This is a genomic window from Amycolatopsis sp. NPDC048633 (genome assembly GCF_040650695.1).
Taxonomy (GTDB): domain Bacteria; phylum Actinomycetota; class Actinomycetes; order Mycobacteriales; family Pseudonocardiaceae; genus Amycolatopsis.
Genome location: NZ_JBEZHS010000009.1, coordinates 153,164 through 179,033, shown reverse-complemented (window position 1 = coordinate 179,033; position 25,870 = coordinate 153,164). Strand labels below are relative to the sequence as shown.

At 71.3% G+C, this 25,870-nt stretch carries 27 protein-coding genes; 11 read left to right on the top strand and 16 right to left on the bottom strand.

Annotated features, from left to right (window positions below; translation table 11 throughout):
* Nucleotides 1–4: 4 nt before the first annotated feature.
* The 4 genes from AB0C38_RS19140 to AB0C38_RS19125 form a co-directional block, all read right to left on the bottom strand.
* A complete protein-coding gene (locus AB0C38_RS19140; RefSeq protein WP_360674675.1) occupies nt 5–229 on the bottom strand; it encodes a hypothetical protein in 225 nt (74 codons plus the stop codon).
* A gap of 56 nt (nt 230–285) precedes the next feature.
* A complete protein-coding gene (locus AB0C38_RS19135; protein WP_360674672.1) occupies nt 286–786 on the bottom strand; it encodes a DUF3455 domain-containing protein in 501 nt (166 codons plus the stop codon).
* A gap of 84 nt (nt 787–870) precedes the next feature.
* A complete protein-coding gene (locus AB0C38_RS19130; protein WP_360674669.1) occupies nt 871–2,436 on the bottom strand; it encodes a sodium:solute symporter in 1,566 nt (521 codons plus the stop codon).
* A 15-nt stretch (nt 2,437–2,451) separates the two neighbouring features.
* Nucleotides 2,452–3,660 carry an anhydro-N-acetylmuramic acid kinase gene (locus tag AB0C38_RS19125; protein WP_360674666.1) on the bottom strand — a complete coding sequence of 403 codons (1,209 nt, stop codon included), beginning with the start codon at nt 3,658–3,660 and terminating at the stop codon, nt 2,452–2,454.
* A gap of 139 nt (nt 3,661–3,799) precedes the next feature.
* On the opposite strand from AB0C38_RS19125, the gene ftsY reads away from it, so the two are divergent.
* Entirely contained in the window at nt 3,800–5,077 is a 1,278-nt protein-coding gene (gene ftsY, locus AB0C38_RS19120) for a signal recognition particle-docking protein FtsY (RefSeq protein ID WP_360674663.1), read from the top strand.
* Here the strand turns inward: ftsY and AB0C38_RS19115 are convergent.
* Nucleotides 5,074–5,544 (bottom strand): hypothetical protein, encoded by a 471-nt coding sequence (locus AB0C38_RS19115; RefSeq protein ID WP_360674660.1) that lies wholly within the window; start codon nt 5,542–5,544, stop codon nt 5,074–5,076. The two genes, ftsY and AB0C38_RS19115, sit on opposite strands and share 4 nt — an antisense overlap.
* 140 nt (nt 5,545–5,684) lie before the next feature.
* Between AB0C38_RS19115 and AB0C38_RS19110 the strand changes: the two genes are divergently transcribed.
* Complete coding sequence (locus tag AB0C38_RS19110) at nt 5,685–6,188, top strand: GNAT family protein (RefSeq protein ID WP_360674657.1); 504 nt, start codon at nt 5,685–5,687, stop codon at nt 6,186–6,188.
* Here the strand turns inward: AB0C38_RS19110 and AB0C38_RS19105 are convergent.
* Nucleotides 6,185–6,961 carry an IclR family transcriptional regulator gene (locus tag AB0C38_RS19105; protein ID WP_360674654.1) on the bottom strand — a complete coding sequence of 259 codons (777 nt, stop codon included), beginning with the start codon at nt 6,959–6,961 and terminating at the stop codon, nt 6,185–6,187. The genes AB0C38_RS19110 and AB0C38_RS19105 overlap by 4 nt on opposite strands.
* A gap of 113 nt (nt 6,962–7,074) precedes the next feature.
* Between AB0C38_RS19105 and aceB the strand changes: the two genes are divergently transcribed.
* On the top strand, nt 7,075–8,652 hold the full coding sequence (gene aceB / locus AB0C38_RS19100; RefSeq protein ID WP_360674651.1) for a malate synthase A: 1,578 nt from the start codon (nt 7,075–7,077) through the stop codon (nt 8,650–8,652).
* Nucleotides 8,652–9,839, top strand: a complete 1,188-nt coding sequence (locus AB0C38_RS19095; protein WP_360674648.1) for an aldolase — start codon at nt 8,652–8,654, stop codon at nt 9,837–9,839. The genes aceB and AB0C38_RS19095 overlap by 1 nt, the downstream gene beginning before the upstream one ends.
* Here AB0C38_RS19095 and AB0C38_RS19090 read toward each other — a convergent pair.
* Nucleotides 9,825–10,976, bottom strand: coding sequence for a DUF2786 domain-containing protein (locus AB0C38_RS19090; RefSeq protein WP_360674645.1), 1,152 nt, complete (start codon nt 10,974–10,976; stop codon nt 9,825–9,827). The genes AB0C38_RS19095 and AB0C38_RS19090 overlap by 15 nt on opposite strands.
* A 56-nt stretch (nt 10,977–11,032) precedes the next feature.
* Between AB0C38_RS19090 and AB0C38_RS19085 the strand changes: the two genes are divergently transcribed.
* Entirely contained in the window at nt 11,033–11,359 is a 327-nt protein-coding gene (locus tag AB0C38_RS19085) for a DoxX family protein (protein WP_360674642.1), read from the top strand.
* On the opposite strand, the gene AB0C38_RS19080 is transcribed toward AB0C38_RS19085, so the two are convergent.
* Together AB0C38_RS19080 and AB0C38_RS19075 are read right to left on the bottom strand one after the other, a co-directional pair.
* Entirely contained in the window at nt 11,356–11,844 is a 489-nt protein-coding gene (locus AB0C38_RS19080; RefSeq protein WP_360674639.1) for a MarR family transcriptional regulator, read from the bottom strand. The genes AB0C38_RS19085 and AB0C38_RS19080 overlap by 4 nt on opposite strands.
* Entirely contained in the window at nt 11,841–13,166 is a 1,326-nt protein-coding gene (locus AB0C38_RS19075; protein ID WP_360674636.1) for a PucR family transcriptional regulator ligand-binding domain-containing protein, read from the bottom strand. Before AB0C38_RS19075 ends, AB0C38_RS19080 begins: the two co-directional genes overlap by 4 nt.
* A gap of 124 nt (nt 13,167–13,290) precedes the next feature.
* Between AB0C38_RS19075 and AB0C38_RS19070 the strand changes: the two genes are divergently transcribed.
* From AB0C38_RS19070 to pucD, 4 genes are read left to right on the top strand one after another with little or no spacing between them, the layout of a single operon-like run.
* The gene (locus AB0C38_RS19070; RefSeq protein WP_360674633.1) at nt 13,291–14,154 is read left to right on the top strand and encodes a xanthine dehydrogenase family protein subunit M; all 864 of its coding nucleotides are present in this window, start codon (nt 13,291–13,293) and stop codon (nt 14,152–14,154) included.
* The gene (locus AB0C38_RS19065; protein WP_360674630.1) at nt 14,145–14,612 is read left to right on the top strand and encodes a (2Fe-2S)-binding protein; all 468 of its coding nucleotides are present in this window, start codon (nt 14,145–14,147) and stop codon (nt 14,610–14,612) included. Before AB0C38_RS19070 ends, AB0C38_RS19065 begins: the two co-directional genes overlap by 10 nt.
* A complete protein-coding gene (locus AB0C38_RS19060) occupies nt 14,609–15,949 on the top strand; it encodes an 8-oxoguanine deaminase (RefSeq protein ID WP_360674627.1) in 1,341 nt (446 codons plus the stop codon). The genes AB0C38_RS19065 and AB0C38_RS19060 overlap by 4 nt, the downstream gene beginning before the upstream one ends.
* Complete coding sequence (gene pucD / locus AB0C38_RS19055; RefSeq protein WP_360674624.1) at nt 15,946–18,201, top strand: xanthine dehydrogenase subunit D; 2,256 nt, start codon at nt 15,946–15,948, stop codon at nt 18,199–18,201. Before AB0C38_RS19060 ends, pucD begins: the two co-directional genes overlap by 4 nt.
* Before the next feature lies 1 nt (nt 18,202).
* Here the strand turns inward: pucD and AB0C38_RS19050 are convergent, their stop codons facing one another.
* The 6 genes from AB0C38_RS19050 to AB0C38_RS19025 form a co-directional block, all read right to left on the bottom strand.
* Nucleotides 18,203–19,783 (bottom strand): alpha-galactosidase, encoded by a 1,581-nt coding sequence (locus AB0C38_RS19050; protein WP_360674621.1) that lies wholly within the window; start codon nt 19,781–19,783, stop codon nt 18,203–18,205.
* Nucleotides 19,784–19,908: 125 nt separating this feature from the next.
* On the bottom strand, nt 19,909–20,469 hold the full coding sequence (locus AB0C38_RS19045; protein ID WP_360674901.1) for a TetR/AcrR family transcriptional regulator: 561 nt from the start codon (nt 20,467–20,469) through the stop codon (nt 19,909–19,911).
* 93 nt (nt 20,470–20,562) lie between these two features.
* Nucleotides 20,563–21,444: a factor-independent urate hydroxylase gene (pucL, locus tag AB0C38_RS19040; RefSeq protein ID WP_360674618.1), complete on the bottom strand. Its 882-nt coding sequence runs from the start codon at nt 21,442–21,444 to the stop codon at nt 20,563–20,565.
* A gap of 3 nt (nt 21,445–21,447) precedes the next feature.
* Nucleotides 21,448–21,765: a hydroxyisourate hydrolase gene (gene uraH / locus AB0C38_RS19035; protein WP_360674615.1), complete on the bottom strand. Its 318-nt coding sequence runs from the start codon at nt 21,763–21,765 to the stop codon at nt 21,448–21,450.
* Nucleotides 21,762–22,241, bottom strand: a complete 480-nt coding sequence (gene uraD / locus AB0C38_RS19030) for a 2-oxo-4-hydroxy-4-carboxy-5-ureidoimidazoline decarboxylase (protein ID WP_360674612.1) — start codon at nt 22,239–22,241, stop codon at nt 21,762–21,764. Before uraD ends, uraH begins: the two co-directional genes overlap by 4 nt.
* A 79-nt stretch (nt 22,242–22,320) precedes the next feature.
* Nucleotides 22,321–22,827: a helix-turn-helix domain-containing protein gene (locus AB0C38_RS19025; RefSeq protein ID WP_360674609.1), complete on the bottom strand. Its 507-nt coding sequence runs from the start codon at nt 22,825–22,827 to the stop codon at nt 22,321–22,323.
* Nucleotides 22,828–22,958: 131 nt separating this feature from the next.
* On the opposite strand from AB0C38_RS19025, the gene allB reads away from it, so the two are divergent.
* Nucleotides 22,959–24,287 (top strand): allantoinase AllB, encoded by a 1,329-nt coding sequence (gene allB, locus AB0C38_RS19020; RefSeq protein ID WP_360674606.1) that lies wholly within the window; start codon nt 22,959–22,961, stop codon nt 24,285–24,287.
* Between the two features lies 1 nt (nt 24,288).
* Nucleotides 24,289–25,311 carry an allantoicase gene (gene alc, locus AB0C38_RS19015; RefSeq protein ID WP_360674603.1) on the top strand — a complete coding sequence of 341 codons (1,023 nt, stop codon included), beginning with the start codon at nt 24,289–24,291 and terminating at the stop codon, nt 25,309–25,311.
* A 45-nt stretch (nt 25,312–25,356) separates the two neighbouring features.
* On the opposite strand, the gene AB0C38_RS19010 is transcribed toward alc, so the two are convergent.
* On the bottom strand, nt 25,357–25,530 hold the full coding sequence (locus AB0C38_RS19010; RefSeq protein ID WP_196425520.1) for a hypothetical protein: 174 nt from the start codon (nt 25,528–25,530) through the stop codon (nt 25,357–25,359).
* Between the last annotated feature and the right edge of the window lie 340 nt (nt 25,531–25,870).

The window sequence follows — 25,870 nt, the reverse complement described above, 5'->3', positions numbered from 1 at the left end:
GGCGTCACACCTCGTCTTCGCGCGGTGCGCGCCGGTCTTCGCCGCGCACCCGCGGCTCGTACGTGCCGAGGTCGTTGCCGATGTGGGTGGCGTCGTCGATCCGCGGCCGTCGCCCGCGCGGCGCCATCATGCCCCGCTTGACGCCGCGTTTGCGGTCGGACCGGTCCATGACCAGCGCGACGGCGAGCACGACGACGAGCACGGCGCCGATTCCGATGAAGAACCCCATGTGAAACCCCCTGTCCCGCTCCCAGGTTACCGGGAGCGGGAGGGCGTCACATCCGCTTATCCGGCGACCCAGAAGGCGTAGTCGGCCGAGTAGCGGACCGCTGTCTGTGCGCCGTCGGTGCAGGTCCCGGCCGGAGCCACCCCGCCCCGCGTGTTCAGGCGCTGGATGTAGGTCACCTTGCCGAAGACGCCGTCGCCGGTGTTGAGGTTCGCCTTGAGCAGCAGCTCCGGGATCGCGCCGTCCCGGGGCGACGAAGCCGCCGCCGCCGCGCCGACCGTGCTGCCGTCCACAATGGACGTCCACACCGGACCCTTGCTGTGCAGTGCCACCGGCTTGCCGTGTCTGGACAGCACCGCCGCGGGCTGGATCAGCGTCCACGCGCCCGCGGTGCACCCGTAGATCTGCACGCCTTCGGCCGGGTAGCTCGCCAGCGCCCGGTTGCCGGCCGGAACCTTGATCGCGTCCGGCACCTTCGCCGGCGCCGGGCTGGCCGAAGCCGTCGCCGCGCCGCCGAGCACCAGGGCGCCGACCGCGAGCGCCACCGTCATCCGTTTCATGAAGCCACCTTCGATTCCTCCCGCCGCTTCCCGGCGGGCTCCCGCAGACCGACACGGGCGCCCGCCGGAAACGGTTCAGAAGGATCAGGCGGCGGGAACCTCTTCCGGCGGCGGGACGGCGTCGGCCTCGGCGGCCTTCGGGTCCGGCGTGCGATGCCGCAAGGACAGCAACCCGCCCACGACCAGCGTGATCACCACGCCCAGCAGCGTGTACCACGGGTAGGCGAGGGCCACGCGATCTCCGGCCGCCTTGGAGAAGTCGATCCCGATCAGGCCGCCGGTCTTCGCGCTGAACTTCACGCCGAGGATGACGAACGCCATCACCAGGACCGTGGCGACGAACGCGACGATCGCGTCCAGCTGCCGCGCCTTCTTGATCAGCAGGCCGAGCAGGAACGATCCGAGCAGCGCGCCGTAGGTGTACCCGGTGATGGCCAGGCCGAGCTCGATCACCGAGTTCTTCGTGGTCGAGAACAGCGACGCGAACACCGCGAACACGACCGCCCAGATCAGCGTCCACATGCGACCGTGCTGCAGCAGCTTCGAATCCTCGGGCGCGCGCTTGGTGAACCGCTGGTAGAGGTCGGCCACGGTCGACGTCGAAAGCGCGTTGAGCGCCGAGGCCAGCGCACCCATGGTCGAGGCCAGTACGCCCGCGATGAGCAGGCCCGAGACACCGACCGGCAGGTCGTCGATGATGAACCGCGAGAACACGTCGTCCGGGCTCTGCAGGCCGAGCTCCGCGACCGACTTGCGGCCGTTGAACACCCACAGCATCGCCCCGACCAGCAGGAACAGCGCGAACTGGATGGTGACGATGATGCCGCTGCCGATGAGCGCCTTCTGGCCGTCGCGCAGGCTGCGCGTCGCCATCAGCCGCTGCGCGATCAGCTGGTCCGCGCCGTGCGAGGCCATCGACAGCGCCGCGCCGCCGAGCACCGCCGTGATGAAGGCGTACGGGCTGGTCAGCAGGTTCTTCGTGAAGTCGACGAGCATGAACTTGCCGTCGTCGGACGCCTGGGTCATCCAGTCGCCCGGCAGCTTGTTCAGCAGCACGATCGCGGCCACCGCGGCACCGCCGAGGTACAGCGTCAGCTGGATGACGTCGACCCAGACGACCGCCTTGATCCCGCCGATGTAGGCGTAGATCAGGGTCAGCGCGGTCAGGATCACCACGATCACCCAGTAGTCGAGGTGGATGTTGTAGTGCCCGAGGATCACCTTGATCGGGATCGCGCCGGCGAACAGGCGCACCCCTTCGGCGAGCAGCCGGGTGATCACGAACGTCACCGACGCCGTGCCCTGCAGACCCGAGCCGAACCGCTTGCCCAGGAACGCGTACGCGCTCACGAGGTTGCCGCGGAAGTACCGCGGCAGCAGCACGAACGCGGCGATGACCCGGCCGATGATGTAGCCGAAAGCCAGCTGCAGGAACAGGAAAGCGTTGCCGAAGACGAGCCCCGGCGTGCTGATCACGGTGAGCGTCGAGGTCTCCGTGGCCACCACGGACAGCATCACCGCGCCCCACGGGAGGCTGCGCTCGCCGACGAAGTAGTCGGCGGCCGAGCGTTGCTTCCGCCCGACCAGCACGCCTATCAGCGGCATCGCCGCCAGATAGACCACGATGATGGCGAGGTCAACACCACGCATGGACTTCTCCTACTGTCATCCGGCCTTCTCCGCGACTCGCAACCGCGTCACGGTGCCCCCCAGCGGGGCGGGAAGGATCAGGGGCCCGGCGCCCGGGACGAGCGCGCCGAGCAGGCGCGGCCCGTGGGCACCGGTCGCGGACGGCACCGTACCGGGTACGCCGCACCAGGTGAGCCAGCCGAGCAGCGCGGTGAGGTACGCCTCCTTGCCGGCGCCGGGCAGGCCGAGGTCGTCGCTGGTCTTGAGCACCGTCTCGGGCAGGTTCCGCGCGAGCGCCGTCATCACGGCCGGGTTCGCGACGCCGCCGCCGGACGCGATCACCGTCGTGACGCCGTGCCGCCGGCAGTCATCGGCGACCGTCACCGCGGTGAGCTCGGTCAGCGTGGCCAGGAGGTCCGCGGGGTCGACCGGCGGCAGCCCGGCGAGGGCGGCGTCGAGGTAGGGCGCGTTGAAGTACTCCTTGCCGGTGGACTTCGGCGGCGCGGCGGTGAAGTACGGGTCGGCGAGCAGCCGGGCGAGCAGGTCGGTGCGCACCGACCCGCTGAGCGCGAGCCGGCCGTCGACGTCGCTGCGCTGCCCGGTGACGCGGTGGGCCGCGAGGTCGAGCAGCGCGTTGGCGGGCCCGGTGTCGTAGGCGATCGCCGGCTCGCCGTCGGCGACGACGGTGATGTTCGCGATGCCCCCGAGGTTGAGCGCGGCGACCGGCCGGCCGGTGTCCTCGGCCAGGCCGCGCAGCCACAGCTGGTCGAACGTGCTCGCCAGGGGCGCGCCGTGGCCGCCCGCGGCGACGTCGCGGGCCCGCAGGTCGGCCAGCACCGGCAGCCCGGTCCGCTCGGCGATCCAGGCGGGCTGGCCGAGCTGCAGCGTGCCGCGGACGTGGCCGTCCTCGACCCAGTGGAACACCGTCTGGCCGAGCGAGGCGACGAGGTCCGCACGGCCGCCGGCGAGCTCCTCGGCGCCTCGCGCGGCCGCGTCGGCGAACGCCTGGCCGACGCCGGTGTCGAGCCGCGTCAGCTCGCCGGCGGTGCAGGGGTTCGGCGGCAACGCGGCGAGCAGGCCTTCGCGCAGCGGGTCCGGGTAGGGGACGTCGAGCTCGCCCAGCGGCGTCAGGACCACGGTGCCGTCTTCGGCGTGCAGGTCGGCGGCGGCCACGTCGATACCGTCGATCGACGTGCCCGAAATCAGGCCGATCACCCGGAAGTGGTGGCTCGCGTGCATCCCCATCCGGAGGGGTTTAGTGCAGGCCTCCGGGTGGCGCAACCCGCGTCGTGAAGTCTTGGCCCAATCGGGATCTACGTCGTTATGAATTGCCTGTGCGGACGGGGTGTCCGGGCCGGTGCGGTGCGGATGAAAGGATGGGCGGGTGTCGAGCACCTGGTTTCTGTTCGTAGTCCTGGCCGTCGTCGTGCTGGTCGCCCTCCTGGTGACCGGCCTGCTGGTCGCGCGCAGGCGGCGGATCAGCCTGGACGCCCAGCGCAAGGTCGAGGAGAAGCCGAAGGGCGGCTCTTACGCGGCCAGCGGGGGCATCGCGCTCGCGCCCGGCGGCACGGCTCCGGAAGTCGAGCACCCCGTCGAGGAACGGCCGGAAACCGACGGCCAGCCGGCGGTGGGCGACGACGCCGCCGTGCCGCGCGATTCGGCGCAGCGCACGGTGCGCGACGTCAAGCTGCCGGAAGAGCCGGAGGCCGCTCCCGCCGTCGAAGAGATCGACCCCGCGACCGGCCGCCTGGAGCGGCTGCGCGGCCGGCTGTCGAAGTCGCGGTCGGTGTTCGGGACCAGCCTGCTCGGCCTGCTCGGCGCGGGCGACCTCGACGAAGACTCCTGGCAGGACGTCGAAGACACGCTGCTGATGGCCGACCTCGGTGCGGCCACCACGACCCAGATCGTCGAGCGGCTGCGCGACGAGCTGTCCCGGCGCGCGATCCGGTCGTCGGCCGAGGCGCGCGAGGTGCTGCACGAGGTGCTGACGGCGCAGCTGTCCACCGACAGCGAGCGCGCGGTGCGGGCGCTGCCGCACATCGTCGACGGGCAGAAGCAGCCCGCGGTGGTCCTGGTGGCCGGCGTCAACGGCACGGGCAAGACGACAACCACGGGCAAGCTGGCCCGCGTCCTCGTCGCCCAGGACAAGACGGTGCTGCTGGGCGCGGCGGACACGTTCCGCGCGGCGGCGGCCGACCAGCTGCAGACGTGGGGCGAGCGCGTGGGCGCGGAGGTCGTGCGCGGCAAGGAGGGCGCCGACCCGGCGGCGGTGGCGTTCGACGCGGTCAAGCGCGGCGTGGACACCGGCGTCGACGCGGTCCTGATCGACACGGCGGGCCGGCTGCACACGAAGACGGGCCTGATGGACGAGCTGGGCAAGGTCAAGCGCGTCGTCGAGAAGCAGGCGAAGGTCGACGAGGTCCTGCTCGTCCTCGACGCGACGACGGGCCAGAACGGCCTGATGCAGGCACGCGTGTTCGCCGAGGTCATCGACGTGACGGGCATCGTCCTGACGAAGCTGGACGGCACCGCCAAGGGCGGCATCGTGTTCCAGGTCCAGCGCGAGCTCGGGGTGCCGGTGAAGCTGGTCGGGCTCGGCGAGGGCCCGGACGACCTGGCGCCGTTCGAGCCGGGTGCCTTCGTGGACGCCCTGCTCGGCTAGAGCTTGAAGAGCGGCGTCCCGTCCGCCTTGCGCAGGCCCAGCTGCAGCAGCACCGGCGCGGTCGGGCGGCTCGCCGGGATGAGACAGGGGGACGTCCGGCGCGCGGCCACGGTCAGCCGCGACCAGCCGATGCCCTGCAGGGTGCGCCGGCGCGGGTCGACCACCATCGCCGCGCCGAAGTAGTCGCCACCCGGGACCGCGATGCGGGCGGTGTTCCCCAGGACGACCGAGAACACCGTGCCCGTGCGGCTGCCGGTTTCCTGCAGTGTCAGGATCACCGGCGTGCGCCCCTTCGCGGTGGCGTGGTGCCGCACGGTGATTTCGACGGTCCCGGCGGGAGCCCCGGCCGGGCGCGGCCAGGCGGGGGAGAGCGACGAGCCTTCGAGCGCGCGGTCGACCAGGCGGTCCAGCAGGTTCGAAGCGGCACCCTGGGCGAGCCAGGTCAGCGCGCCGGTGTGCGTGTCCATGCGGCCTCCGGCGATATTCAGGTGACGGGGCCCGCGCGGCGGCGCACACTCCGGGCATGCCCGGTTGACGCACTTCCGCTCGTGCCCCTCCTCGTAGCAGACGCCCCGAAGCCGTCATTCGCTACGAGAGAGGACCAATCATGACTGTCATCACCGGCGACCGGGTCCGGTTGCGCCCGATCGTCGCAACCGACCGCGCCCGCCTGCGCGAGATCCTCGCCACTCCGGAGGTCGCCCGCTGGTGGGGCGACCCCGACACCGAGGCCGAAGGCCTGTACACCGTCGAGGACGGGTTCACCTGCTACGCCATCGAACTCGACGGCGTGGTCGTCGGGCTGATCCAGAGCTGCGAGGAGCTGGACCCGCAGTACCGCCACGCGGGCATCGACATCTCGGTGCACCCGGACTTCCACGGCCGCGGCGTCGGCACGGACGCGCTGCGCGCCCTGGCCCGCCACCTGCTCGAAGCCGGCGGCCACCACCGCCTGACGATCGACCCGGCGGCGTCGAACGAGACGGCGATCCGGGTCTACACGAAGGTGGGATTCCGCCCGGTCGGCCTGCTGCGCGACTACGAGCGCGCCCCGGACGGCACCTGGCACGACGGCCTGCTGATGGACCTGCTGAAAGGGGAGCTGACCTAAACCGTGACGGTCGCCTGGGAGAGGCTCGCCCCCAACGCGTCCGCCACCCGCTGCACCGCCGGGGCGATGTGCGCCACCGCCTCGGCGGTCAGCCGCCCGGACGGGCCCGACACCGACACCGCGGCGGGCACCGGTGCGCCCGGCACCGCCACCGCGACGCACCGGACCCCCAGCTCCTGCTCCGCCTCGTCCAGCGCGTAGCCCTGCTCGGCGATCCGGGAAAGCTCGACGGCCAGCAGGTCCGCGTCGGTGAACGTGTGCTCGGTATAAGCCGGCATGCCGGTCCGCGAAAGCAGTGAACGCACGTCGGACGACGGCAGGTGCGCCAGCATCGCCTTGCCGACGCCCGTGCCGTGGGGCAGCAGCCGGCGGCCGACCTCGGTGAACATCCGCATCGAGTGCTTCGAGGGCACCTGGGCCACGTACACGACTTCGTCGCGTTCCAGGACCGCCAGGTTCGCCGTCTCGCCGACCTCCTCGACCAGCTCCGCCAGCAGCGGCCGGGCCCAGGCGCCGAACTGCATGCTCGCGTTCTCGCCGAGCCGGATCAGCCGCGCGCCCAGCGCGTAGCGGCGGTTGGTGTTCTGCCGGACGTACCCCAGGTCGACCAGGGTGCGGATGAGCCGGTGGATCGTCGGCATCGGCAGCCCGGACAGCGTCGCGAGCTCGGACAGACTGGCCTCCCCGCCGGTGTCCGCGAGGTGTTCCAGCAGCTCGAAGGCACGCTGCAGGGACTGGACGCCGCCGTCGCGCCCGTTCTTCTCCGCTGCCACCGGTGGCCCTCCTTACGTCGGCGTTGAGGTTCCGCTATGCAGAAACTATAGTCCGGCTGGTAGAAAACCGTAGGGCCGTTATCCAAAGATCCGAACCTTCGAGGTGTTTCCCCATGTCTTCTGAAGTCCAGGTGCTGGGCGATCCGGTCGAGCGCGGTGACGAGATCCTCACTCCGGAGGCGCTCGACTTCCTCGCCGGCCTGCACGACGCCTTCGCCGGCCGTCGCGACGAGCTGCTCCAGGCGCGGGGCAAGCGGCGCGAGGAGGCCCGGACCACCGGCAGGCTCGACTTCCTGCCGGAGACGAAGGAGATCCGCGAGGCCGACTGGCAGGTCGCCGGCGCCCCGCCCGCGCTGCGCGACCGCCGCGTCGAGATCACCGGGCCGACCAGCCGCAAGATGACCATCAACGCGCTCAACTCCGGCGCGAAGGTGTGGCTCGCCGACCTCGAGGACGCCAACACGCCGCACTGGGCGAACGTCGTGTCCGGCCAGGTCAACCTGTACGACGCCGTCCGCGAGACGATCTCGCTGGAGAGCGGCGGCAAGAGCTACGCGCTGAAGGACGACGTCGAGCACGCCACGATCGTGGTCCGCCCGCGCGGCTGGCACCTGCCCGAGCGCGGCCTGTCCTTCGGCGGCCGCGAAGCCGTCGGCGCGCTCGTCGACTTCGGCCTGCACTTCTTCCACAACGCGGCCGAGCAGCTCAAGCGCGGCAAGGGCCCGTACTACTACCTGCCGAAGATGGAGAGCCACCTCGAAGCGCGGCTCTGGAACGACGTCTTCACCCACTCGGAGAAGGCGCTCGGCATCGAGCACGGGACCGTCCGCGCGACCGTGCTGATCGAGACCATCCCGGCCGCGTTCGAGATGGAGGAGATCCTCTACGAGCTGCGCGAGCACGCGTCGGGCCTCAACGCGGGCCGCTGGGACTACCTGTTCAGCGTGATCAAGTACTTCCGCGACGCGGGCGAGAAGTTCGTGCTGCCGGACCGCAACTCCGTCACCATGACCGCGCCGTTCATGCGCGCCTACACCGAGCTGCTGGTGCGCACCTGCCACAAGCGCGGCGCGTTCGCGATCGGCGGCATGGCCGCGTTCATCCCGAGCAAGGACCCCGAGGCCAACCAGGGCGCCTTCGACAAGGTGCACGCGGACAAGTCCCGTGAGGCCGGCGACGGTTTCGACGGCTCCTGGGTCGCGCACCCGGGCATGGTCGAGCTCTGCAAGGAGGAGTTCGACAAGGTCCTCGGCGACGAGCCGAACCAGCTCGGGCGCACCCGCGACGAAGTCAGCGTGACCGCCGACCAGCTGCTGGACGTCGCCTCGACGCCGGGCGGCGCGACGGCGGCCGGCCTGCGTGCCGCGGTCGACGTCGGCGTCCGCTACATCGCGTCCTGGCTGAGCGGCAACGGCGCGGCGGCGATCCACAACCTGATGGAGGACGCGGCCACGGCGGAGATCTCGCGGTCGCAGATCTGGCAGTGGGTCAAGAACGGGACCACGCTGGACACCGGCGACGTCGTGACGTCGGAGCTGGTGCGCGGCGTGCTGGCCGACGTCCGCGGCGAGCTCGCCCGCGAGCTGCCCGCCGACCGGCTGCTGCCGGCCATCGAGCTGTTCGAGCAGGTCGCGCTGGCCGACGAGTTCCCCGACTTCCTGACGCTGCCCGCCTACGAGCGGATCAAGTAGTGCGTCTTCCCGAAGACGTCTACGCCGCCGCCGACGCGCGCCTGGCCGAGGCCGACGCGCGCGTCGCGGCGGCGTACCCGGGGGAGCGGCCGGGACGGCAGCCGGTGCACACGGTCTACGTCCCGGCGTCGCAGTACCGGACCCGCCTGGTCGCCGACTGGGGCAAGCAGGCGATGCGCGTCTTCATCGAGCACGACGAGCTCCTCGGCGTCGACGCCGATGTGTACGAACGCGTCCGCGCGAAGCTGCTGACCGAGCCGATCGAGGACCTGCGGATCGACTTCGAGGACGGCTACGGCCGCGTGCCCGACGACGTCGAGGACGCGGCCGCGCGGGCGGCGGGCCAGACCCTGGCCACCACCGGCGGGACGCCGTTCTGCGGCATCCGCTTCAAGAGCTTCGAAGCGGCGACGCGCCGGCGTGGCATCCGCACCCTGGACCTGTTCCTGGGTTCGCTGCTCGACAACGGGCCGCTGCCGCCCGGGTTCGTCGTCACGCTGCCGAAGGTGACGGCGGTCGAGCAGGTGTCGGTGGCCGCGGAGGTCCTGGAGCGCTTGGAATCCGCGTACGGCCTCGATCCCGGGACGCTGCGGTTCGAGGTCCAGATCGAGACGGCCCAGTCCATTGTGGACCTCGACGGGACGCTGTCGGTGGCGCGGATCGTGCAGGCCGCGTCGGGCCGGTGCTCGGGCCTGCACTACGGGACGTACGACTACAGCGCGGGCCTGGGCATCGCGGCGGCGTACCAGAGCATGGAGCACCCGGCGGCGGACCTGGCGAAGGGCCTGATGCAGGTCGCGGCGGCGGGCACCGGCGTCCGGTTGTCCGACGGCTCGACCAACCGCCTGCCCATCGGCGACGCGCTCCCGGAGGCGTGGGCCGAGCACCTGCGCCTGGTACGCCGGTCCTTGGAGCGCGGCTTCTACCAGGGCTGGGACCTGCACCCGCACCAGCTGCCGACGCGCTTCGCGGCGACGTACACGTTCTACCGCGAAGGCTTCTCGGCGGCGGTGGAGCGGTTGCGGGCGTACGCGGAGAAGCAAGCCGGGGGAGTCCTCGACGAACCGGCGACGGCCCAGGCCTTGGCGGTCTACCTGCTGCGCGGCCTGGACTGCGGTGCCCTGGACGAGACCGAGCTGCCGTTCGGGCGGCCGGAACTGGAGAAGTACGCGCTACGGCTCGCGTGAGAGCCGGGCGCGGTCGGCGGCCGACCGGCCGGCGTGCCAGCCCTCGTGGCTGCGCACGGTCACCGATTTGCTGACCACCGCGGGGAAGAGCGTGGTGAAAGCCGACTCCACCGCCAGGTCGTGCGAGGCCAGCACCGGCAGCAGCCGGTCCGGGTCCGGCGACTCCGCGATCGTCGCTTCGGCGGCCTGGTCGAGCCGCTCGCCGATGCGGGTCGCGTACGAGACGAGGAACGACTTCCGGAACGCCCGGTCCCGGCCGGCGGGGTCGGCGATCATCGCCCGCGTCGCCTGGACGAGCAGGGACGTGGTCAGCAGCGCGACGGCGTCCAGGTCGTCCTCGTCGCCGACGACGGTGACGAAGTCCCAGCGCGAGTCGTAGACGGCCCGGCAGCGGTTCGCCCTCGCGACCACGTGGACCAGCAGCGACTTCGCGTCGACGTAAGGGGTGTCGAGCCAGATCCGGCGGGACGCGGGCAGCTCGGGCCCGGCTTCGACCAGCACCCGGTCGAGGGCGTGCCGCGTCATGAGCTCCTGCGCCTTCGCCGAAAGGGCTTCGGCCTCCTCCGGGAACGAGCTCGATTCGGCTTTCGCCAGCAGCGCGCGGACGCGGCTCAGCTTCTTCTCGTCCACAGTGTGGCGGGCCGGTGCCGCGGTTCCCGGCGGGACGAGGGCCGGCAAGGTCAGCAGGAAGCCCAGGGCTTCGATGACGGAGGTCAGCGCCTCGGCCGGGGTCAGGATGTGCTTCGCCGCCCACTGCGTCAGGTGCGGCTCGGACTCCGTCCACCAGCGGACGGCACCCACCTCGTCGAGCTGGTCCGCATGCGCGGCCAGCGTGTCGAGCACGAAGGACCGGGCGAACTCGTCGACGCGCCGCCGGGCGGCTTGCTGGAGGTCTTCGGGCTGCCAGCCGCCCCGGCAGGCCCGGGCGATCAGCTGCTGTCCGGCCCGGTGGGCGCCTTCGGCCGCCTCGGCCGGCAGTTCGAGGTCCGGTGCCAGCCGGTTCGCGCTCTTCCCGGCCGCGCCGCGGACTCCGCGCGCGACCTCGGAGGCGGCGGCCAGCAGTGCGTCGCCGAACTCCTCGGCGGTCCGAGGCCGCGCGGTCTCTTCGGCCGGAACGCGTCGCTTCTGCTTGCCCACGTCGCGAGTGTGCCGCAGCCCGGTCACCTTCCCGGCGGCCGCCCCGTCGGGAAGGCATGCACACCGCCGTCATCATCATCGTGATCGTCCTGAACGCCGGAATCGGCGTCGCCGACCTGCTCAAGGCCCGTTTTGTGCTCGCCACGTCGGCCGCCGTCGACGTGCCGCCGAGCTGGCTGCCGATGCTCGGCACGCTGAAGCTCGCCGGCGCGGCCGGCCTCACGCTGGGCCTGCTCGGCGTGCCCGCCCTGGGGGTCGCCGCCGGGATCGGCCTGGTCCTGTTCTACGCCGGGGCCATCGTCGCGCACATCCGAGCCCGCAAGTTCGCCACCGGCGCTGCCCCGCTGCTCTTCCTCGGCTTGGCCGCGGCGACGCTGCTCTAACGCAGCCGCGGAAGGGCGTCCCGCGCGAAGTGGCTCAGTGTCCGCAGGTCATCGGCGAACCGCTCGCGGTGCTCCGGCGGCAACGGCCTGAAGAAGAACTGCTCGATGTTCTCGACGTGCAGCCGGCTCGCCCGCACCGTGGTCTCTTCGCCGAGCGGAGTCAGCCTCACGAGCTGGACGCGCCCGTCGCGCGGGGACGCCGTCCGCGTCACCAGGCCGAGCGATTCCATCCGGTCGACCAGCCGGGTCGCCCCGCCCGTCGTGAGCACCTGCTCCTGTGCGACCGAGCGCATGGTCAGCCCGCCCGCACCCGCGCGGCCCACGATCAGCAGCACCTCGTACATCAGGTGCGTGATCCCGCATTCGCGTTCCAGTGCCCGCCCGAGCAGGTACTCGAGCCGGTTCGCCGCGCCCTGCAGCCGCCCGAAGGCCAGCACCCGCGGGTCGTACCCCGCCTGCTGGGCCGAAGTGATTTCGTCGCTCATCCCGGCTGGTCTCCCGCGCACAACGCCAGGTAGACGTCGAGCTGGTCGGTGAACTCGGTCAGGTCCGCGCCGAGCAGCTCGCCGGCCCGGCCGATGCGGTAGCGCAGGGTGTTGACGTGGACGTGCAGGGCTTTCGCCGCCCGCGTCGGCGAGCCCGAGCACTCGAGGAACACCCGGACGGTGTGCACCAGGTCCGAATGCTGCTCGGCGTCGTAGTCCAGCAGCGGCCCGAGGACACGCCGTCGCAGCGCCGCCCGCACCCCGGCGGGGGCGCCGGCCAGCAGCAGCTGGTGCGCGTCCACCTCGCCGGCCGTGACCACCGGGACGCGCCGCCGGGCCGCGACCTCCAGCGCGTACCGGGCCGACTCCCACGCCTCGTCCCGGGGGCCGGGATCGCCGACCCCGCAATAAATCCGCTTCGCCCGGAGCAATGGTTCCACAGTGGACAGTTCGGTCGCGGCGGGCTGCCGTGCGGTGGCCGCGACGGAAGTGTCCCCGGCGGACTCCAGCAGGAGCGCGTCCGGCAGCAGCTCCAGCAGGACGTCCCGGCTCTCATCGCTGCCTTCGGTCCGCAACGCGACGACGCGCGCTTCGCCGGGTAATTCGGCTTCAGGTCGTGGAGAACGAGCCCGCGTGACGCCCACCAGCCCGGCGAGCTCTTCGGCCAGTTCCGCCTGTGCCGTGCTCAGCGGCCCGCCGACGGCGATCAGCCACGGAACGGCGTGCCGTCCCTCGACCGGGACCACCGTCAGTGAACCGGGCTCCTTGGCCGCGTACCGGCGGATGACGTCCGGCGCCGGCGCCGGCAGCGGGGCGGCCCCGGCGACCACCCGGCCGAGCCCCGACAGCACCCAGCACGGCAGCCCGAGCTCCGCCGACGCGCGCTCCAGCAGCGTCTCGACGGGCGCGTCCGCGGCGGCCTGCAAACGTTTGCGCGCGCTCTCGGACGCGGCCGCGAGCGCCAGCACCACCTGCTCGGTGATCACCGAGAACGACAGGTCGGTGGGCACTTCCAGCAGCGGGATCCGGTGCCGTTCGCAGGCCTCGGCGACGTCGGCGGGGATGCCGCCGGAGTCGGCGCCGGAGGCGGCCAGCGCCGCCGCCCCCGCCCTGGCCAGCGCGGCCACGAACGGCTCGGCGTCCCCCGGCCGCCGCCACCAGAGCAGACCGGACAGCACCAGTTCGCCCGCCGACAGATACCGTCCGGGGTCGGGCAGCTCCGTGACGTAGATGCGCGTCACGGGCCGGTCGAGCAGGTCGGCCCCGGCCAGCGGGCGCAACCGCAGCCCCGGCAGGCCGAGCAGAGTTTTCACGGTCGTCATCAGGCTTGTAGGAAAGCACAAACGCACCGGGTTTCGCTGCCGTGCGTTTCATGGCCCCTGCCGTTGCCGCCCGCTCCCGGTTGGGCGTCTACTGGTCTATCGCCCTCACGAAGGAGCAACAACGGTGGAGTTCCTGCGTCCTACGACGCTCGCCGAGGCCCTGGCCCTCAAAGCTGAGCGTCCCGACGCCGTGCCCATCGCCGGTGGCACCGACGTCATGGTCGAGCTGAACTTCGACCACCGGCGCCCTGACGCCCTGCTGGACCTGACCACGGTCCCGGAGCTGACGGAGTGGTCCACATCGGACGGCACGGTCCGGCTCGGCGCCGGCGTCCCGTACTCCCGCGTCATCGCCGAGCTGGGTGAATCCGTCCCGGCCCTGGCCATGGCGTCGCGCACGGTCGGGTCACCCCAGATCCGCAACCGCGGCACCGTCGGCGGCAACCTCGGTGCGGCGTCGCCCGCCGGCGACACCCACCCGGTGCTGCTCGCCCTGGACGCGCGGGTCGAGGCCGCCTCCGTCCGGGGGACCCGGATCCTCCGCGCGGAGGAGTTCTACGTCGGCGTGAAACGCCACGCCCTCGACCCGGACGAGCTGATCACCGCCGTCCACCTGCCCGCGCACGCCGGGCCGCAGCAGTTCGCCAAGGTCGGGACGCGCAACGCCATGGTCATCGCGGTCTGCTCGTTCGCACTGTGCCTCCGCGGCGGCGCGGTGGGCGCCGCGATCGGGTCGGCCGCCCCCACCCCGCGCCGGGCTCGCGCCGCCGAGGAGTTCCTGGCCGCCGAGCTGCCCTGGACGTCGACGCAGGCACTGCCGGACTCCTTGAAGCGACGCTTCGGTGAGCTGGTGGCCGAAGCGACGTCGCCGATCGACGACGTCCGCGGCAGCGCCGCCTACCGCAAGCACGCGCTGTCGGTGCTCGCACGGCGTACGTTGACCTGGGCCTGGGACGAACACCGGACGGGGGAGCGGGCATGCGCCTGAATGTCACGATCAACGGCGAGAAACGGCAGGCCGACGACGTCTGGGAAGGCGAAAGCCTGCTCTACGTCCTGCGCGAGCGGCTGGGCCTGCCGGGCTCGAAGAACGCCTGTGAGCAGGGCGAATGCGGCTCTTGCACGGTCTACCTCGACGACCTCCCGGTGTGCGCCTGCCTGGTCGCGGCCGGGCAGGCCGAGGACCGCGTGGTGCGCACGGTCGAAGGCCTGGCCGACGGCGCCACGCTCGACCCCGTCCAGCAGTCCTTTGTGGACCAAGGCGCGGTGCAGTGCGGGTTCTGCACGCCGGGCCTGGTCGTCGCCGCGCACGACCTGCTGAACCGCGTGCCCGATCCGAGCGACGAGGAGATCCGCGAAGCGCTGGCCGGCAACCTCTGCCGCTGCACCGGCTACGAAAAGATCCTCGACGCCGTGCGCGCCGTGGCGAAGGGTGGTGTCGCGTGAGGACACTCATCACCGGCGGGGCGATCGCCACGGTCAGCGGCGAGGAGTACGCGAACGGGCACGTCGTCGTCGAGAACGACCGCATCGCCGAAGTCGGCGAAGGCGTCTACACGGGCGAGTTCGACGAGCGCGTCGACGCGTCGGGCTGCCTGGTCACACCCGGGCTCATCAACACCCACCACCACCTCTACCAGTGGGCGACCCGCGGGATGGCCGCCGACCACACGCTCTTCGAGTGGCTGGTCGCGCTCTACCCGGTCTGGGGCCGCCTCGACGACGGGATCACGCACGCCGCGGGCACCGCCGGGATGGCCAGGCTCGCCCTGACCGGCTGCACGACCGTCGCCGACCACCACTACGTCTTCCCGCGCGACGGTGGCGACCAGGTCGCGGCGCTGGCCTCGGCCCGGCAGCGGATCGGCGTCCGGCTGCACGTCGTGCGCGGGTCGATGGACCGCGGCGAGTCCGACGGCGGGCTGCCGCCGGACAACCTCGTCGAGTCCACGGAGGAGGCGCTGACCGGCACCGAAGCGGCGATCGGCCGCTTCCACGACGATTCGGCGGAGGCGCACCTGCAGATCGCCGTCGGCCCGTGCTCGCCGTTCTCGGTCACCGAACGGCTGATGTCCGGCGCGGCCGACCTGGCGCGCAGCAAGGGTGTCCGGCTGCACACGCACCTCGCCGAAACCCTCGACGAAGAGCAGCAGTGCCTCGCCGAGGTCGGCTGCACGCCCGCCGAGTACGCCGACAAGCTCGGCTGGCTCGCCGACGACGTCTGGCTCGCGCACACCATCCACCTCGCGCCCGACGCGATCCGCCGCTTCGGCGCGACCGGCACCGGCTCGGCGCACTGCCCGACGTCCAATGGCCGCATCGGCGCCGGCATCGCCCCGGTCCGCGACCTCCTGGACGCCGGGGTAGCGGTCGGGCTCGGCGCCGACGGGGCCGCGTCCAACGAGTCCGGCGGCCTCGGCGAAGAGCTCCACCAGGCGTTGCTGCAGGCCCGCCAGCGCGGCGGACCACGCGGGCTGACCACACGCGAGGCGTTGTGGATGGGCACCATGGGCGGGGCCCGCTGCCTGGGCCGCGCGGACGACCTGGGCTCGATCGAGCCCGGGAAGCTCGCCGACCTGGCGATCTGGGACCTGACCGGCCTGAACTACGCCGGGATCACCGATCCGGTCGCGGCGCTGGTGCTGGGCACCACGCCGCCGGTGCGCCGGCTGTTCGTCGGCGGCAAGGCCGTCGTCGAGGACGGCACGCTGCGCGAAGCCGACGAGTCCGAGATCGCCCGCGAGCTGGCGGCCGCGAGCGCCCGGTTGCGGGAGAGCCGATGACCACCACCGTCAGCACCCAGACGGTCGACGGCGTCGGCACGTCGCCGCAGCGCCCCGACGGCATCGTGAAGGTCCGCGGCGAGTTCGCGTATTCGTCGGACCTGTGGCACGAGGACATGGTGTGGGGCGTGACCCTGCGCAGCCCGCACCCGTACGCGCGGATCACCGGCATCGACATCACCGAAGCCCTTGCCGTGCCGGGCGTGTACGCGGTGCTGACGCACGAGGACGTCCCGGGCGTCAACCGGTACGGCCTCGAGCACACCGACCAGCCGGTGCTGGCGTCCGAAGTCGTGCGCTACCAGGGCGAGCCGGTGGCGCTGGTCGCCGCCGACCACCCGGAGACGGCGCGCCGCGCGATGAAGCGGATCGTCGTTTCCTACGAAGAGCTTTCTCCGGTAACCGACTCCGAAGCGGCCGTCGCGGGCGAAGGGCCTTCGCTGCACTCTGGCGGGAACGTCGTCCGGCACGTGAAGATCCGCCGTGGACCGCAGGACTTGGCCGCTGACGTCGTGGTCTCGGGCGTCTACGAGGTCGGCATGCAGGACCAGGCGTTCCTCGGGCCGGAGTCCGGGCTCGCCGTGCCGGACACCGAAGGCGGCGTCGACCTGTATGTCGCGACGCAGTGGCTGCACGTGGACCAGCAGCAGATCGTCGCCGCGCTGGGCCTGCCGACCGAGAAGGTGCGGCTGACCCTCGGCGGCGTCGGCGGGGCGTTCGGCGGCCGCGAGGACCTGTCGATGCAGGTGCACGCGTGCCTGCTCGCGCTGCACACCGGCAAGCCGGTGAAGATGGTCTACAACCGCGAAGAGTCCTTCTACGGCCACGTCCACCGCCACCCGGCGAAGATGTACTACGAGCACGGCGCCACTCACGACGGTCGTCTCGTGTACGTGCGTACGCGGCTGTACCTCGACGGCGGCGCGTACGCGTCTTCGACGGGCGCGGTCGTCGCGAACGCGGCCACGCTCGGTGTCGGACCGTACAAAGTGGACAGTACGGCGATCGACTGCTGGGGCACCTACACGAACAACCCGCCGTGCGGCGCGATGCGCGGCTTCGGCGCGGTGCAGGCCGCGTTCGGCTACGAGTCGCAGATGGACAAGCTCGCGGCCGCGTGTGGACTGGACCCGGTCGAGATCCGCGTCCGCAACGCGATGAGCGAGGGCGACCTGATGCCGACCGGCCAGGTCGTCGATTCCGCCGCGCCGGTCGCGGAACTGCTGGGGCTGGTGCGGGACAAGCCGATGCCGCCGGAACGGCCGTTCGACCTGCGGCACATGCCGGGCGGCGTCTCGAACACGACCCACGGCGAAGGCGTCGTCCGCGGGGTCGGGTACGCCGTCGGGATCAAGAACGTCTGCTTCTCCGAGGGCTTCGACGACTACTCGACGGCCCGGGTGCGCCTGCAGCTGGTCGGCGGCGAGCCGGCGGCCACGGTGCACACCGCGGCCTGCGAGGTCGGCCAGGGCCTGGTCACGATCATGCAGCAGATCGTGCGGACCGAGCTGGGCGTCGAGCAGGTGACGATCCTGCCGATGGACACCTCGATCGGCAACGGCGGCTCGACGTCGGCGTCGCGCCAGACCTACGTCACCGGCGGCGCCGTCCAGGCCGCCTGCACGGCGGTGCGGGCGCGGCTGCTTTCCCGGTTCGACCAGAAGGTGCGCGTCGTCGGCGGCAAGCTCGTCGCGGCCGACGGCCAGGTGCTCGCCGACCTGGTGGACGTCCTCGGCGACGACGTCTACGACGAAACGGTGGAGTGGCGGCACCGGCCCACTTCCGGTCTGGATCCGGAAACCGGGCAGGGGAGTGCGCACGTGCAGTACGCGTTCGCCGCGCACCGGGCGGTCGTCGACGTCGACACCGAGCTGGGCCTGGTCAAGGTGGTCGCGCTGGACTGCGCCCAGGACGTCGGCAAGGCGCTGAACCCCCAAGCCGTGCTGGGCCAGATCCAGGGCGGTTCGGCGCAGGGGCTCGGGCTCGCGGTGATGGAGGAGATCCAGACCTCCGGCGGGAAGATCCGGAACCCCTCCTTCACCGACTACCTGATCCCGACGGTCCTGGACATGCCGCCGATGAGCATCGACGTCCTGGAACGCCCGGACCCGCACGCGCCGTACGGCCTGCGCGGGGTCGGCGAGCCGCCGACGATCTCGTCGACCCCGGCGATCGTGGCCGCGATCCGCGCCGCGACCGGGCTCGCGCTCCCGCGCGTCCCGGTGCGGCCGGAGCACCTCACGGGGACTTGAGCTACTTGAGACTCCAGTTCTGGTTGGCGTCGTCGTTGCAGCCCCAGAGCTCGAGCTGAGTGCCGTTGACGTTGCCGGCGGGCTTGTCGCCGCCGGTGACGTCGACGCACAGGCCGGACTGCGTGCCGGTGATCGAGCCGTCCACGTTCAGCTTGAACTTCTGGTTCGTGCCGCCGTGACAGGTCCAGGCGATGAGCTTGGTCCCGGCCGCGGTGCCGCCGTCGTCGGCGTCGAGGCAGAGGCCGTTCGCCTTCAGCTCACCGGCGCTGGTGAACGTCCAGGACTGGTTCGCTCCGCCGTCGCAGTCCCAGATGTCGACCTTGGTGCCGGGCGTCGTGAGGTTGCCGTTGATGTCGATGCAGCGTGACGACGACGCGCCCTGAAGCGGATGGGCGGTGCCGATGCTGCTGCCGCTCGCGTTGGCCTTCACGCGGTAGATGACCGTGCTGTGCGACGGGACGTTCGCGCTGATCGTGCCGGTGCTCGTGGTCAGCTCCTTCGACCAGAGGTTGGTCAGCCGGTAGTTCGCCGCGCTGGGCAGCCCGGCCGCGGCGGCCGTGGTCGAGACGGTTTTCGTGGTGGTGTTCTCGTTGAACAGCACGACGGCGACGTCCCCGCCCTGGAGGGGTTTCGCCAGGACGTCCAAGCCGCCGCTGGACGAGATCCGCGTGGCCTGCTTGCCGAGCGGGTCCTGGTCGACGGCGATGACGTCGCCGTTGAGGTAGGTCGAGAAGGTGGCGACGCTGGCGGAGCGCAGGTCGGCGCCGGCGATCAGGGGCGCGGCCATCGCGGCCCAGAGCGTGAAGTGGGCGCGGTCCTCCTGGAAGTCCATGCCGTCGCCGACCTCGAGCATGTCGGGGTCGTTCCAGGCGCCGGGCTTCGCGGCGGACGCGAGGCCGACGTTCTGGCGGTAGAGCGAGTCGATGCTGCCCCAGTTGTTGGTGATGTCCCCGGTGGTGCGCCACAGGTTGCCGACGTCCGGCGCCCAGGTCGACGGGGAGAAGTTGCCCCACTCGCAGATGCTGTAGGCGATCGGGCGGCCGGTGGCCTTCAGCGCGTCGCGCATCGCGGAGTAGCGGCGGATGTAGTCCTGCTGGGTCTCGCCGCCGGGGCTGCCGCAGTTGTCGTACTTGAGGTAGTCGACGCCCCAGCTCGCGTAGCTGTTCGCGTCGGTCTGCTCGTGGCCGAGGCTGCCGGGGTAGTGCTGGCAGGTTTCGGTGCCGGCGCTCTCGTAGATCCCGAACTTCATCCCGCGCGCGTGGATGTAGTCACCGAGGGCCTTGAGGCCGCTGGGGAACTTCGCGGGGTCGGCGACGAGCTTGCCGGCGGCGTCGCGGTTGCGGGTCATCCAGCAGTCGTCGAGGTTGACGTAGGTGTAGCCGCGGTCGCGCATCCCGGAGCTGACCATGAGGTCGGTGGTCTGCTTGACCAGGGTTTCGTTGATGTTGCACTCGAAGGTGTTCCAGGTGTTCCAGCCCATCGGCGGGGTGCGGAGGAGACCGTTTTCGAGGGCGCCGGCCGGTGGGCTGAGGAGCCCCACGGCGGCGATGGCGGTGGCGAGGACGGCGAGGACTCGGCGCATGGCGCTCCAACCGGACGACGGTGTGAGGCAGGAGGACTAGACCACTGCGAAGCAGCACCGAGCAGCATCCGTGTTGGATGCTGCTCGGTCAAGCGCCATTTTGAGTATTCTTGTTGGATTCCCGACTAAAGTTGCCCGTTTTCCCCCTGGAGTCGCCTGGCGACGTCCACGGACGTGGCTCCAGCGACGGCCATGGCCTCGGTGTCCCGAAGCGCGCGACAGAGGACGAAGGCGCCTTCGAGGCTGTTGACGACGGAGATGGTCAGCGTCCGGGCGGCCTCCCGGCTGATCCCGAACTTGGCGAACTTCTCGGTGCCGGCCTCGATCCACGCGGTGAAGACGTCGGCGGTGGCTTCCCTCAGTGGCTCGTTGGTGCTCGCGACCTCGAGGGCCACGGTCGCGATCGGGCAGCCCTCGACGTAGTCGGTGGCTTCGAGCGTCGCGATCCCGGCGGCGAAGAACGCCTCGATCCCGCTGATCAGGTCCGGAGCCGGGTCGATGAACAGGTCGAACAGCTGAATGTAGGCCAGCCCGGAGCTCCGGACGACCTCGGTGCCGAGCTGCTCCTTCCCGCCGGGGAAGAAGTGGTACAGCGACCCGAACGGCGCGTTCGCCTCACTGACGATCTGCTTCAGCCCGGTGCCGGTGTACCCGTTGCGCCGGAACAGCTCGGCGCCGGCGGCCATGATGCGTTCCTTGGTCCCTGCCACGGATCCGAGAATACGCGTTCGTTAGAGCGTTCTATCAACTTCGGCCGTGGCGGACGTGCGGCGCAGCGGTCAGTGGATGTCCCAGGCCGGGCCCGGGTCCTCGGCGTCGTCGCGCAGGATCGTGCCCTCGATCAGCCCGTACGGCCGGTCCGCCGCGTAGAACACCTCGTTGTCGTTCTTCAGCCCGAACGGGCTCAGGTCCACCAGGAAGTGGTGCTTGTTCGGCAGCGACAGCCGCACCTCGGCGACCTCCGGTCGCTGTTCGAGCACCGCCTGGCCCATCGCGTACAGCGTCTGCTGCAGCGAAAGGCTGTGCTTCGTCGCGAACGTCTCCAGCATCACGCGCCGGATCTCGCGGTGGCTCTCGGCCCAGTCGACGTCTTCGCCCTCGTAGCGCCACTTCGCCGTGACGGCGGTGGCGAGGATCCGGTCGTCGGTCTCGGCGAGCGTCGTGTACTGGTCGCGCGGGAAGCCGTGGAATTCCGAACCGGTGGACTTGAGCAAGGTCAGCCCGTCGATGCCGGACACGATCCACGCGCGCCCGTCCCGGACCGTCACGGCGGTGGTGCGCCGCTCGTCGCCGGAGCGGCTGAACGCGTGGTCGTGCGGCTCGCCGCCGACCGGGATCCGGTCCCAGCCGTGTTCGTCGATCTTGACCCGGGCGCCGGTGATGTTCCCTTGCGTGCCGGTGAAGTGCCGCGCCAGGCGCAGGCCGAAGTCCTCGATCTCGCCGACCGGCGCCTCCTTCGCGAAGGCGTACACGGTGTTCTTCTGCGTGTCGGTCGCGAGCACGCCCGCGTTGTCGCCGGTGAGGTGCGTCGCGGCCAGCTCGCCGCGCAGCGACGTCGACACAGTGAGGTCCTTCAGGTGGTGCACGGGGCCGTCGCGGCGCACCGTCACCAGGCGGACCTCCGCCTTGCCGTACTGGTTGGGGCCCAGGGTGATGGCCACGGTTCAGCTCCCTCGGTAGGTCGAATAGGCGAACGGGCTGAGCAGGAGCGGCACGTGGTGGTGCGCCGCGGGGTCGGAGATCCGGAAGGTGAGCGCCACCTCCGGGAAGAACGCGTCCGGGCCCAGGTAGGCGCCGGTGTCGAAGACCAGGCGGTAGGTGCCGGGGTCCAGGGTTTCGGGGCCGAGGTCACGGATGCGGCCGTCGTCGTCGGTGCGCCCGTCGGCGATCGGCTTCCCTTCGGCGGTCTCGAAGCGCACGGCGATGCCCTTCGCGGGGCGTCCGGTCGCCGTGTCGAGGACGTGGGTGGTCACGAGGCTCACGCGGTCACCGCTTTCGCGAGTCGGAGTTCGGCGATCTTCAGGAGTTCCCGGCCGGCGACGGCGAGTTCGGTCGCGGGGTCGTTCTCCAGCCGTTCGCGCAGGATCTTCAGCAGTTCATCGCCACTACGCCCGCTGGCGCACACGAGGTAGACGTGCCCGAATTTGGCTTCATACTCGGCGTTCGCTGCGGCGAAGGCGTCGGCGTTGTCCACACCGGACTGTTCCGATCGCGACCAGTCGCCCTCGGTGCCTCGCTGCTTCGGCTTTTCCCCGATCCGGGGGTGGGCGGCCATGGCCTGCCGGATCTCGTCGCTGCTCAACGGCAGGTCGGCGGCGGCTTTCAGTGCGTCCAGGTCGGCGTACGGCCGGCGTTCGAGAATCGCGTCCACCCAACGGGGGACGGCGAGACAGGCGGTCAGCGCCGGCCGGACGTCATCGGCGTCCGCGGCGTTGAAGTCGGTGAGGGTGAGCGGCACGGGGAACTCCTCGTGAGTGGCGTCCCGCTGACCGTACGTCGGCGTCGGAGTTCCGTCAACATTTTGTTGAAAGCCCTGGTCAGTCGGCTTCCCGGTTGAGGTAGTTGTAGACGGTGAACCGCGTGACGCCCAGCGCGTCGGCCACCGAGGAGACGGATTTCCGCAGGCCGAAGGCCCCGCGTTCCCGGAGGACGCGCACGGCTCGCTGCTTCCCGGCGCGGTCGAGCTCACCCAGCTTGGCACCCATTTCGCGCTCGACGTCGGCGATGAGCCGGGCCAGTGCGTCGGTCAGTTCGACGGCCGGGCCCGCCGCCTCGGCCGGTTTTTCGTTCGCTTCGGTGCGTCCCGGTTCGGCCCGGCGCACCTGCAGCGTCACCTGGGTCGCGCCCGCTTCGAGTGCTGCCTGCGCGATCACCGGAAGCGCGTCGAACAGCTGCTCCGACTCGCCCCGGGCGAGCGTCCCGAACGGCCCGAAATCGGTCTCCAGCCCCGCTTCCGCGGCGGCGGCCCGTGCGGCGAGCGCGTGCTCGGGTGGCGAACCTTCGCCGTGGAACGGTTCGCTGGTGAACTCCGCTTCAAGCCACACGAGGATGACCGTAACGTGCCGCGGCCGTCGTTGACGAGCGGCGCGCGCCGTGGTTACTGTCGTTGTGCGAAACCGTCTTTCCGTACTGTGAAATCGGCGGTGGTTCAATCCTCCCGGAGAAGGGTTTTCGGATGGATCTTGTGGTGCGCGCAGCCCGGGCCGTGACGGCAGAGGGCGAGATTTCGGCGACCATCGGTGTCGACGGCGGCCGGATCGTCGCGATCGAACCCGGCGGCGCCGCGCTGTCCGGCGATCGTGAGCTCGACCTCGGCGACGATGTCGTGCTGCTGCCGGGACTCGTCGACACGCACGTCCACGTCAACGATCCCGGCCGCGCCGAGTGGGAGGGCTTCGAGACGGCGACCCGCGCGGCCGCCGCGGGCGGGGTGACCACGATCGTGGACATGCCGCTCAACAGCCTGCCCCCGACCGTCGACGTCGCGGCGCTGGAGGTCAAACGCAAGGCGGCCACCGGTCGCGTGCACGTCGACGTCGGCTTCTGGGGTGGCGCGATCCCTGGCAACGTCGGGGATCTACGCGGCCTGCACGAAGCCGGCGTGTTCGGCTTCAAGTGCTTCCTGCTCCACTCGGGCGTCGACGAGTTCCCGCCGCTCGACCCGGCCGGACTCGACGAAGCGTTGCGGGAGCTGGGTTCCTTCGACGCGTTGATGATCGTCCACGCCGAAGACGCGCACGAGATCGACGAAGCGCCCGAACCGCACGGAGGTCGCTATGTCGACTTCCTGCGGTCTCGCCCGCGCGCGGCGGAGAACCTCGCGATCACGCACGTCATCGAAGCGGCCCGCCGCAACGACGCCCGCGCGCACATCCTGCACCTGTCCTCGGCGGAGGCCCTGCCGCTGGTAGCTTCCGCGCGCCGCGACGGCGTGGCGCTGACGGCCGAGACCTGCCCGCACTACCTCAGCTTCGTCGCCGAGGAGATCCGCGACGGCGCGACGCAGTTCAAGTGCTGCCCGCCGATCCGGGAGGCGGCCAACCGCGAGCTGCTCTGGCAAGGGCTCGCCGACGGCGTGATCGACTGCGTCGTCAGCGACCATTCACCGTGCACACCGGAGCTGAAACGCTTCGACAGCGGCGATTTCGGGCTCGCCTGGGGCGGGATTTCGAGCTTGCAGCTGGGGTTGCCGGCGATCTGGACGCAGGCGCGGCAACGCGGCTTCGCGCTCACGGACGTCGTCCGCTGGATGGCCGAGCGCCCGGCCGCGCAGGCGGGGATGCGCCGCAAGGGGCACCTCGCGGTGGGCTACGACGCCGACTTCTGCGTGTTCGCGCCGGAAGAGGCGTTCGTGGTCGACGTCGCGAAGCTGAAGCACCGCAACCCGGTCAGCGCGTACGACCGGCGCCCGCTCGCCGGCGTCGTGCGCTCGACCTGGTTGCGGGGCACCGAAATCACCGGCGACGAGCCCCTCGGCTCGTTGCTGACCCGGGGGGACTGCTGAGATGGAGGCTGCCTTGTCCGATGACCCTGTCCGTCCTGAGTGGACTGAACTGCCCGACCTCGCGTCACGCCGCTTCGGCGGGACGGTGATGTGGGCGACCGACGAGCTGTTCGCCGAGAAGGAGAACCTGGTCAACCCGTGGACGCCGGCGCACCGAGCCGAGACGTTCGGCCCGAAGGGCCAGGTCTACGACGGCTGGGAGACCCGCCGCCATCGCGAACCGGGCGACGACCAGGCCGTTCTGCGGCTCGGCCTGGCCGGCACGGTCACCGGCGTCATCGTCGACACGGCGTTCTTCAGGGGCAACTACCCGCCGTTCGTCTCGGTCGAGGCGGCGACGGTGCCGGGCTACCCGAGCGCGGCGGAGCTGGCGTCGGCGGACTGGGACATCCTGGTCGACCACGCCTCGGCGGCCGGTCATAAGGAGAACTTCTACGCGATCAACGGTTCGCGCCGCTACACGCACGTGCGGTTGACGCAGCACCCGGACGGCGGCGTCGCGCGCCTGCGCGTGCACGGCACGCCGATCCCGGACCCGGACCTGCTCGACCTGGACGCGCTCGACCTGGCCGCCCTGGAGAACGGCGCCCTGGTCACGGGGTGCAGCAACAAGTTCTATTCGTCGCCGAACAACCTGCTCTCGCCGGGGCTGGCGGCGCACCAGGCCGAGGGCTGGGAGACGGCCCGCCGCCGCGACGACGGCAACGACTGGGTGACCCTCCGCCTGGCCGGCGCGGGCATCATCCGGTTCGCCGAGCTGGACACGAGCAACCTCAAGGGCAACGCGCCCGGCTGGGCCTCGGTCAGCGGCCGCGACACCTACGGCGAGTGGGTCCCGCTGTTGTCGAAGACCCGCCTGCAGCCGGACACCCGCCACCGTTTCGCGGTGAAGGACGGCCCCGAGATCACGGAGGCCCGCCTGGACATCTTCCCGGACGGTGGGCTGGCCAGGCTGCGCCTGTTCGGCCGGCTCACCGAAGCGGGCCGGACCAACGTGAAGGCCCGCTTCTCCAAGACGCGGTGACGCTGCTCGCTTCGCGAGCCGTCGGCCATCGCCGACGGCTCGCGATCAGCCCGCGTTCGGCCGGTTGAGGTAGGCGGAGGCCAATGACAGAACGCAGGCGCACCCGATGATCGCGCTGACCCACCACTCCAGCCCGGCCACGACGCTCCAGACGAAGGCCGCCGCCGCCAGCACGGCGACGAGGATGTTCCGGAACTGCAGCGGGGTCGGTTTGGCCATGCCACCAGCCTCTCACGGGCGCGAGCCGAACTGCCGCGGGCCCGGAGGAGGCAGCTCCGGACTGGCGCCGGACCGTGTTGTCCGGTCCAGCTTGAGTCATCTGACGTCCGGGGTGGCGCCGCCTCCTACAGTCGACCGTCACCTCACGCCCGGGCTGATGCCGCTCTCCCAGCTTGCGTCACCTCCAGGTGTCTCCCGAACTGCTGCCGGCTCTCCCGCGCTCCCCGGGGGCCGCACCCCGTCCGCTGGGAAACCCAGGCGGCGCGTGCCCCTCGGGGGTCGGTATCCGTCGGCTGCGTGCACCCGAGGCGGGCGTTGCTCCACCGCGCGCGGGGGCGGT

Excerpts from the sequence above, each read along its gene's own strand:
- AB0C38_RS19085 (WP_360674642.1), top strand. The coding sequence starts at position 11,033 with ATGCACACCGCCGTCATCATCATCGTGATCGTCCTGAACGCCGGAATC.
- AB0C38_RS19115 (WP_360674660.1), bottom strand. The coding sequence starts at position 5,544 with ATGGACACGCACACCGGCGCGCTGACCTGGCTCGCCCAGGGTGCCGCT.
- AB0C38_RS19110 (WP_360674657.1), top strand. The coding sequence starts at position 5,685 with ATGACTGTCATCACCGGCGACCGGGTCCGGTTGCGCCCGATCGTCGCA.
- AB0C38_RS19045 (WP_360674901.1), bottom strand. The coding sequence starts at position 20,469 with ATGGCCGCCGGCGCCGAGCTGTTCCGGCGCAACGGGTACACCGGCACC.
- pucD (WP_360674624.1), top strand. The coding sequence starts at position 15,946 with ATGACCACCACCGTCAGCACCCAGACGGTCGACGGCGTCGGCACGTCG.
- AB0C38_RS19065 (WP_360674630.1), top strand. The coding sequence starts at position 14,145 with ATGCGCCTGAATGTCACGATCAACGGCGAGAAACGGCAGGCCGACGAC.
- allB (WP_360674606.1), top strand. The coding sequence starts at position 22,959 with ATGGATCTTGTGGTGCGCGCAGCCCGGGCCGTGACGGCAGAGGGCGAG.
- AB0C38_RS19135 (WP_360674672.1), bottom strand. The coding sequence starts at position 786 with ATGAAACGGATGACGGTGGCGCTCGCGGTCGGCGCCCTGGTGCTCGGC.
- AB0C38_RS19140 (WP_360674675.1), bottom strand. The coding sequence starts at position 229 with ATGGGGTTCTTCATCGGAATCGGCGCCGTGCTCGTCGTCGTGCTCGCC.
- AB0C38_RS19010 (WP_196425520.1), bottom strand. The coding sequence starts at position 25,530 with ATGGCCAAACCGACCCCGCTGCAGTTCCGGAACATCCTCGTCGCCGTG.
- alc (WP_360674603.1), top strand. The coding sequence starts at position 24,289 with ATGGAGGCTGCCTTGTCCGATGACCCTGTCCGTCCTGAGTGGACTGAA.
- AB0C38_RS19125 (WP_360674666.1), bottom strand. The coding sequence starts at position 3,660 with ATGGGGATGCACGCGAGCCACCACTTCCGGGTGATCGGCCTGATTTCG.
- AB0C38_RS19050 (WP_360674621.1), bottom strand. The coding sequence starts at position 19,783 with ATGCGCCGAGTCCTCGCCGTCCTCGCCACCGCCATCGCCGCCGTGGGG.
- AB0C38_RS19080 (WP_360674639.1), bottom strand. The coding sequence starts at position 11,844 with ATGAGCGACGAAATCACTTCGGCCCAGCAGGCGGGGTACGACCCGCGG.
- AB0C38_RS19130 (WP_360674669.1), bottom strand. The coding sequence starts at position 2,436 with ATGCGTGGTGTTGACCTCGCCATCATCGTGGTCTATCTGGCGGCGATG.
- AB0C38_RS19075 (WP_360674636.1), bottom strand. The coding sequence starts at position 13,166 with ATGACGACCGTGAAAACTCTGCTCGGCCTGCCGGGGCTGCGGTTGCGC.
- aceB (WP_360674651.1), top strand. The coding sequence starts at position 7,075 with ATGTCTTCTGAAGTCCAGGTGCTGGGCGATCCGGTCGAGCGCGGTGAC.